The sequence below is a fragment of the Corallococcus llansteffanensis genome, from assembly GCF_003612055.1.
GTDB classification, from domain to species: Bacteria; Myxococcota; Myxococcia; order Myxococcales; family Myxococcaceae; genus Corallococcus; species Corallococcus llansteffanensis.
The window spans coordinates 1-6,291 of sequence record NZ_RAWB01000574.1 but is presented as its reverse complement, the minus strand read 5'-3'; the positions used below and the strand labels follow the sequence as shown (position 1 = coordinate 6,291).

The following is a 6,291-nucleotide window of genomic DNA, read 5'->3' as shown; positions in this document are numbered from 1 at the left end:
GGGGCGGGGAGGTGGCCGTGGTGCTCCAGGGCGAGTCGAGGCCCATCCCCACCTGCCCCACGCCGGTGGCCTGCCACAGCGCCACGTTCGACGTGGTGACGGAAGCGTGCGTGGAGACGCAGGACGCGGATGGCACGGCGTGCGACCCGGGCAACGCGTGCCTCCAGGACGCCGCCTGCGTGGCGGGGCGGTGCCGGGGGACGGAGCGGGTCTGCGACGACGGCAACGCGTGCACCACGGACGTGTGCAACCCGCTGGACGGGTGCGCGGCGGTGCCGGCGCCTCCGTGTCCGGGGGACGGGGCGTGCCAGGTGGGCACGTGCGACCCGAAGCTCGGGTGCGGGCTGGCGAAGGCGCCGGACGGCACCTTCTGCGGGCCTGCGCGCGGCTGCGACGCGGCGGACGTGTGCCTGGACGGGACGTGCCAGCGCAGGGATCCGCCGGACAACTTCAGCTGCGCGCCAGAGAGCCCCTGCCAGGGGCCGGGCAGGTGCAAGGGGTCGGTGTGCGAGCGCCCGGCCGCGACGGCGCTGGCCCCCGCGTGGACGTACGACGCGGCCTCCAACGGCGAGGCCCTGCACGACCTGCTGGTGGGCCCCACCGGGGACGTGACGCTGGTGGGCTTCTTCGTGCCGGCGCTGCTGGACGCGGCGGGCCCGCTGCCGGTGCGCGCGAGCGTGTCGGGACGGCGCTGCATGCTGTGGAACGACCGGCTGTTGTGCATGGACCTGCCGAACTCCGGACAGGTGTCGCTGCTGGACCGGGTGACGGGCGCGCCGCGGTGGACCTTCGACCTGAGGTCGGCGCGGCCGGACTTCGCGCAGGGGCTGACGACGCTGTTCATGGCCCGGCTGGGCGTGATGCAGCCGGATCGGCTGGCGGCGCTCTACGAGGCGTACCCGGCGGGCACCTCACGTGACACGTCGTGCCGCAGCTACTTCCTCGTGGTGTTGGATGCCTTTGGGAAGATGGTGTCCGCGCAGGCGCTGGCGGATCCGCTGCTCAAGGAGTGCAACCACCCGCACCCGTTCGGCGTGGCGTCGGACGCGGCGGGGGATTTGTACCTGGCCTTCGGGCAGACGCTGAACGACGGGGCGCCGCTGTTTCCGGGAGCGCCCACGCTGCTGATGGCGTTCTCGCAGGACGGCGTGCCGCGCTGGCGCAAGACGGAGGCCTTCAGCGCCGGAGAGCTGGCCATCGTGGACGGGCTGCTGCTCAACGAGCGCTCCACGCAGGCCCTGCGCACGCAGGACGGCCAGGCGGTGGGCTCGCGCGAGTTCCCCCGGGGGCTGGGCCGCGCGGTGGCCACCTCCGAGCGCCTCATCCCCTCGCCGTCCCGGGACGACGGCTCCGGAGGCTGGAGGCTGGAGGGCTACGGGCTGCCGGGGCTCGCGCCGTCGTGGACGTACGCGTTCCAGGGCTGGCCCGGGCCGGTGGCGCCGGAGGTGCGGCTCGCGAGCTGGGTGACGCAGCGGGGGCTGCCACCGGAGACGGTGGTGCTGGGCACGGGGCTCACGGGCACCGGGCCCACGCTGTTCGCGGTGAGCGCGCGCGACGGCAGCGAGGTGTTCCAGTGCCCGCTGACGGACGCGACGCAGCCCGCGCAGTTCCTGGAGCTGGGGCCGGACAGCGTGGTGATGATGGACGGGGCGGAGACGTGCGGGGACTGCGATCCCCCGTTCGCCTTCAGCCAGGCGCGCTTCCGGCGCTTCGCCATCCCCGGCCTCAAGCCCGCGGAGGAGCCCTGGCCGGGCACCTTCGGCGGACCGGGGCACGACCACCACGAGGATCCGGTGCGCGGCCGCTGAAGCACCGGACCCCGCGTGGCAGCGGCCTTCACGCCGGCATCACGGCGTGAGGGCCGTCCAGTCGCTGTTGGGCACGGACACCTGGAAGTTGTACGTGCCGTTGGTCCAGCACAGCCCGTAGGGCCCCAGCTGGCTGCTGTTGCCGGTGCCCAGCGCGGGCCACGCGCTCACGGTGTAGATCTGGATGCCGGACGCGCGAACGCGGGGGAACGCAGGGCAGCGCTGCGCCACGTCCATCAGGTAGTGCGACTCCCACATCGTCCAGCCCGTGGTGAAGCTGGAGGAGCCGCAGATGGGCGTGAGCTTCTCCTCCCAGACGCCGAGCGTGAAGTTGTACAGCAGCCCGTGCGCGCAGCCGCTGCCGTCCTTGTAGGCCTCCGTGAAGTAGCGCTCCTCTCCGTCCAGGACGCGCACGTACTTGCCCTTCCACGTCGCGTCCATGTGCTCGAACGTCTGCCAGCCGGTGGCGCCGTCGAGGCCGCAGTGGTCCCAGAAGCCGTGCGCGTGCGCCGTCGTCGCCATGCCCGAATAGCGCCAGTGCGCCGTCACCGTCTCCACGCACGAGTTGCCCGCCGGCATGTGCGTGGGCGCGTAGATGGTGGTCCCCACCGCGTTGTCCGGGATGACCAGGTCCGTCTGCGCGTCATTGCCCGCGAAGATGCCCTGGCCCTGGTTCACCCAGAAGCCCCGGTCCCCGGAGCCCGGGAAGATGTCCGGGATGGGGTCGCGCGGGCGGGGCTTGCTGGAGCGCTCGGGCAGCCGCGCCGCCGCGCCCTTCAGCACCTCGTTCACCTGTGGCTGGGTGTTGGGGTGCGCGCGGCCGTGCACCGCTTCGTCGAAGGGCTCTGGCACCGCGTCCAGCGCCTGCCCCTCCGGAACCGGCACGCCGTAGGGCAGGCGCGGCGTTTGAGCCCCGTCCTCCGCCAGCACCGGCGCCCCCACCAGCCCCACCACCACGGTCACGGCCTTCCACGAAGTTCCAAGCATGGGTGTTCCTCCTCTGGAGTTGAGAGGAATTAAACCAGCTTAAATAGAAAAAGCAGCAAGATACGTTGAGTGTCTGGGATTGTTCAGTGCTGGCGCGGCGCGGCTTGAACCCGGTCCAGGTCCAGGATGCGCCCCTCGCGCAGGGTGCCGTCCGCGTCCCGCGTGAGGGGCAGGCCCACCGCGGTGACGTCCCCGGGCCGCGTGCGCGCAAGCCACCCCAGCCAGGCGCAGACGGTGGCGTCCAACTGGTCGTGCGTGCGGGGGCTGCCGTCCACGAAGCGCAGGCCGGCGGCTTCGAGCAGGGCCTGCCGCCGGGCGCGTCCCTCGGGCGTGGCCTTTGCCCCCAACTTCTCCACAGCCAGCGCGCGCCAGGTGGCGCCGGGGAAGGCCTCGAAGAGGCGCGCGCGGGACAGCTCCGGCGTGTCCAGGTCCAGCAGGGGCGTCCGGGTGAGAGACTCGAGCGCGGAGAACAGCAGCACACTTGCGCGCACGAAGCCCGCGAAGGGCGCTCCAGGCAGGGGCAGCGCGTCCGGGGTGCGGCCCGGGGCGCGCAGGCGCCGCTCCGCCTCCCGCACCCGGGCGCCGGGGTTCGCCAACGCCTGGGGCCCGTCCACCACCACCACGTCGGCGGGCCCGACGGCGAAGGCCTCCACCAGCGCGTGCGGGTCCAACCGGTGGTGCGCCTGCGCGCGGGGCCAGACGCGCTGGGAGAAGCGCACGTGGCCTTGCGCATCCAGCACGGCTTCGTCCACGGGGCGGGGGGAACGGGCGAACGGATCGCTCAGGTCCCAGCCCACGAACCGGGGGGTGTCCGTCATCCCGTGCCTTCCTGCGGCGAAGTGGACCGCCCGGCGTTAGGTGGGGCCGCCTCCCATTCCACCGAAGGTGACACGCACATGCACTACCGTCCGCTGGGCCGCACCGGCCTGTTTGTCTCTGAACTGTGTTTTGGCGCCATGACGTTCGGTGGCGAGGGCTTCTGGAAGAACATCGGGCAGCAGGGGCAGGCGGAGGCGGACGCGCTGGTGGGCCGGTGCCTGGACGCGGGCATCAACTTCTTCGACACCGCGAACGTGTACTCGAACGGCCAGTCGGAGACGTTGCTGGGCAAGGCGCTCGCGGCGAAGCGCTCCCAGGTGGTGCTGGCCACCAAGGTGCGCGGCCGCATGGGCCCGGGCCTGAACGAGGTGGGCCTGTCGCGCTACCACATCTTCGAGGCGGTGCACGCGAGCCTCCAGCGCCTGGGCACCGACCACATCGACCTCTTGCAGATCCACGGCTACGACGCGGCCACGCCGCTGGACGAGACGCTGCGTGCGCTGGATGACCTCGTGCGCCAGGGCAAGGTGCGCTACCTGGGCGCGTCCAACCTGGCCGCGTGGCAGTTGATGAAGGCGCTGGGCCTGAGTGACAGCAAGCACCTGTCGCGCTTCGAATCGCTGCAGGCGTACTACTCCATCGCCGGCCGCGACCTGGAGCGGGAGCTGGTGCCGCTCATGAAGGACCAGCAGGTGGGCCTGATGGTGTGGAGCCCGCTGGCCGGCGGCTTCCTGTCCGGCAAGTACCGCCGCGATTCACAGGGCCCCGAGGGCTCGCGCCGCGCCGCCTTCGACTTCCCGCCCGTGGACCGCGAGCGCGCGTACAACGCCATCGACGTGATGGACGGCATCGCGAAGGAGCAGGGCGCCACCGTGGCCCGCGTGGCGCTTGCCTGGCTGCTGCACCAGCCGCACGTCACCACCGTCATCCTCGGCGCCAGGACGGCGGCGCAGTTGGAGGACAACCTCGCCGCCGCCGAGCTGCGCCTCACCCCGAAGCAATTGGAGCAACTGGACGCCGTCTCCAGGCTCCCCGCCGAGTACCCGGGCTGGATGCTGGAGCGTCAGGGCGCGGACCGTTTCCCTCCGACCCGTTGACCTGTTTGCACTTGGAGTCCTACCTGCGCGGACTTTTCCAAAATAGCTGGATGAATCCGACCTGCTGCGTTCGTTCGACGCACCGTGCAAACGGGGTGGGAAGGGTTCCACGGACCGTCTGGGATGGCAGGCATCCTGCGGTGCGGCAGCCCCGGCTTCCAGGTGCGGTGAAAGACACCGAGGGTGTTTGGGATTGGGACGGACTCCCGATATCTTGGGGAGTGTGAAGCGCTCGGTGAACCCGGGCGTGTTCCATGGTGCCCACGCGCCTGTCTGACAGCACCCCCGTGCGGTGGACGTTCGTGTGGAAGGAGTGCGGTCGCCCGGATGACCTTGGAGGTCCGGTGTGCGGCGGCTCCATGGCAGCATGGGGGGCCTGTCCGGGCCCCGGGGACATCCCGGGGCCCGGGTAACCTCTTCCCGGTTCAGTTCCCGGAGTCGACGCGCGAGCCGCCGCTGACCTCGATGTCGGAGCGCTGGGGGCGCGCCGTGAGGTGGATGACGCTGCCGCCGGAGGCCTCGCCGGAGACGGTGCCGGGCGCGTCCAACTCCACGACGGCGCCGCCGCTGGCGTCCACCTCCAGCTCCGTCACGCCCTGGAGCTTCCGGGCGTGGAGCTGCGAGCCGCCGCTGACCTCGGCCTCCACCTTCTGCGCGCGTCCGACGAGGGTGACCTCGGCGCCGCCGCTCGCGTCGGTGTCCACCTCCGTGGCGTCCACGCCGCGCACGTTGAGCTCCGCGCCGCCGCTGGCCTCGGCCTCGAACTCCTCCGCCGCGGTGGCCTCGGCGTCCACGTGGCTGCCGCCGCTGGCCGACACATGGGTCATCTTGGGCGAGGACACGAAGAGGCGGACCTTGCCGTTGAGTCCGCTCCACATTCCCTTGCGGTCGACCTCGGTGGTGAGGATGCCGTCCTCGACGACGAGGCGGACGCGGGAGACGGACTCGGCGGGCCCTTCGAGGCGGACGGACTTGGGGCCCACCTTGACCTGGGCCTTGATGCCGTGGCCCACGGCGACGCCGTGGAAGTCCTCCACCTGGCGCGTCTCGCCGGAGGTGTCGTTGGACTTGGAGGCGGCTTCCTCCGCGTGGGCGGTGCAGGCGACGGTGAGGCAGCAAGCGGCGATGACGGACAGCGGGGCGATCCTCATGGTCGGCTCCAGGCGTGGCGCGGGACGTACGGGCACGTCCCGGCGGAATGCCTCGGATACGCGGGGGTCGCCGGGGTGATTGCATGCCCGCGGGCGAAAGCCGCGAGCGCCGTCAGGGATTGGCCAGCAGCTCCAGGGGGACCCGGACGGACGTGGTGTCGTCGGGTTTGATCTCCACGATGAGCTTCAGGGGCCGGCCCGTTCCATCCAGGAGCTTCAGGGTGTGCCTGCCCACCGGGAGGGCGACCTTGGTGAGCGGTGTCTCGCCCAGCGAGCGGCCCGCCAGGGACACGCGCGCGGCGGGTTCGGTGATGAGCGTCAGGAAGCCCTGGGGAGCGGCCGGTTCCGCGGCGTCGGCCGGGGTGGGCTCGGCTTCCGGGGCGGGCGCGGTTGGGGCCGTCCGGGGCTTCTTGGAGGAAGGAGTGGTGG

The 6,291-nt window shown here is 71.9% G+C and carries 6 protein-coding genes; 2 read left to right on the top strand and 4 right to left on the bottom strand.

The features are described 5' to 3' along the window. Positions 1–1,808: tenascin-X (locus D7V93_RS35420; RefSeq protein WP_120647564.1), on the top strand; the 1,808-nt coding region annotated here is incomplete at its 5' end. A gap of 39 nt (positions 1,809–1,847) precedes the next feature. Here D7V93_RS35420 and D7V93_RS35415 read toward each other — a convergent pair. Beyond that, positions 1,848–2,795: a hypothetical protein gene (locus D7V93_RS35415; RefSeq protein WP_147451508.1), complete on the bottom strand. Its 948-nt coding sequence runs from the start codon at positions 2,793–2,795 to the stop codon at positions 1,848–1,850. A gap of 83 nt (positions 2,796–2,878) precedes the next feature. Further along, complete coding sequence (locus D7V93_RS35410) at positions 2,879–3,613, bottom strand: DUF429 domain-containing protein (protein WP_120647562.1); 735 nt, start codon at positions 3,611–3,613, stop codon at positions 2,879–2,881. Positions 3,614–3,691: 78 nt separating this feature from the next. On the opposite strand from D7V93_RS35410, the gene D7V93_RS35405 reads away from it, so the two are divergent. Then, positions 3,692–4,711 (top strand): aldo/keto reductase, encoded by a 1,020-nt coding sequence (locus D7V93_RS35405; RefSeq protein WP_120647561.1) that lies wholly within the window; start codon positions 3,692–3,694, stop codon positions 4,709–4,711. A gap of 425 nt (positions 4,712–5,136) precedes the next feature. Here the strand turns inward: D7V93_RS35405 and D7V93_RS35400 are convergent, their stop codons facing one another. Further along, positions 5,137–5,862, bottom strand: coding sequence for a GIN domain-containing protein (locus tag D7V93_RS35400; RefSeq protein WP_120647560.1), 726 nt, complete (start codon positions 5,860–5,862; stop codon positions 5,137–5,139). A 112-nt stretch (positions 5,863–5,974) separates the two neighbouring features. Next, on the bottom strand, positions 5,975–6,291 hold a 317-nt coding region (locus tag D7V93_RS35395), incomplete at its 5' end, for a PEGA domain-containing protein (protein WP_120647559.1).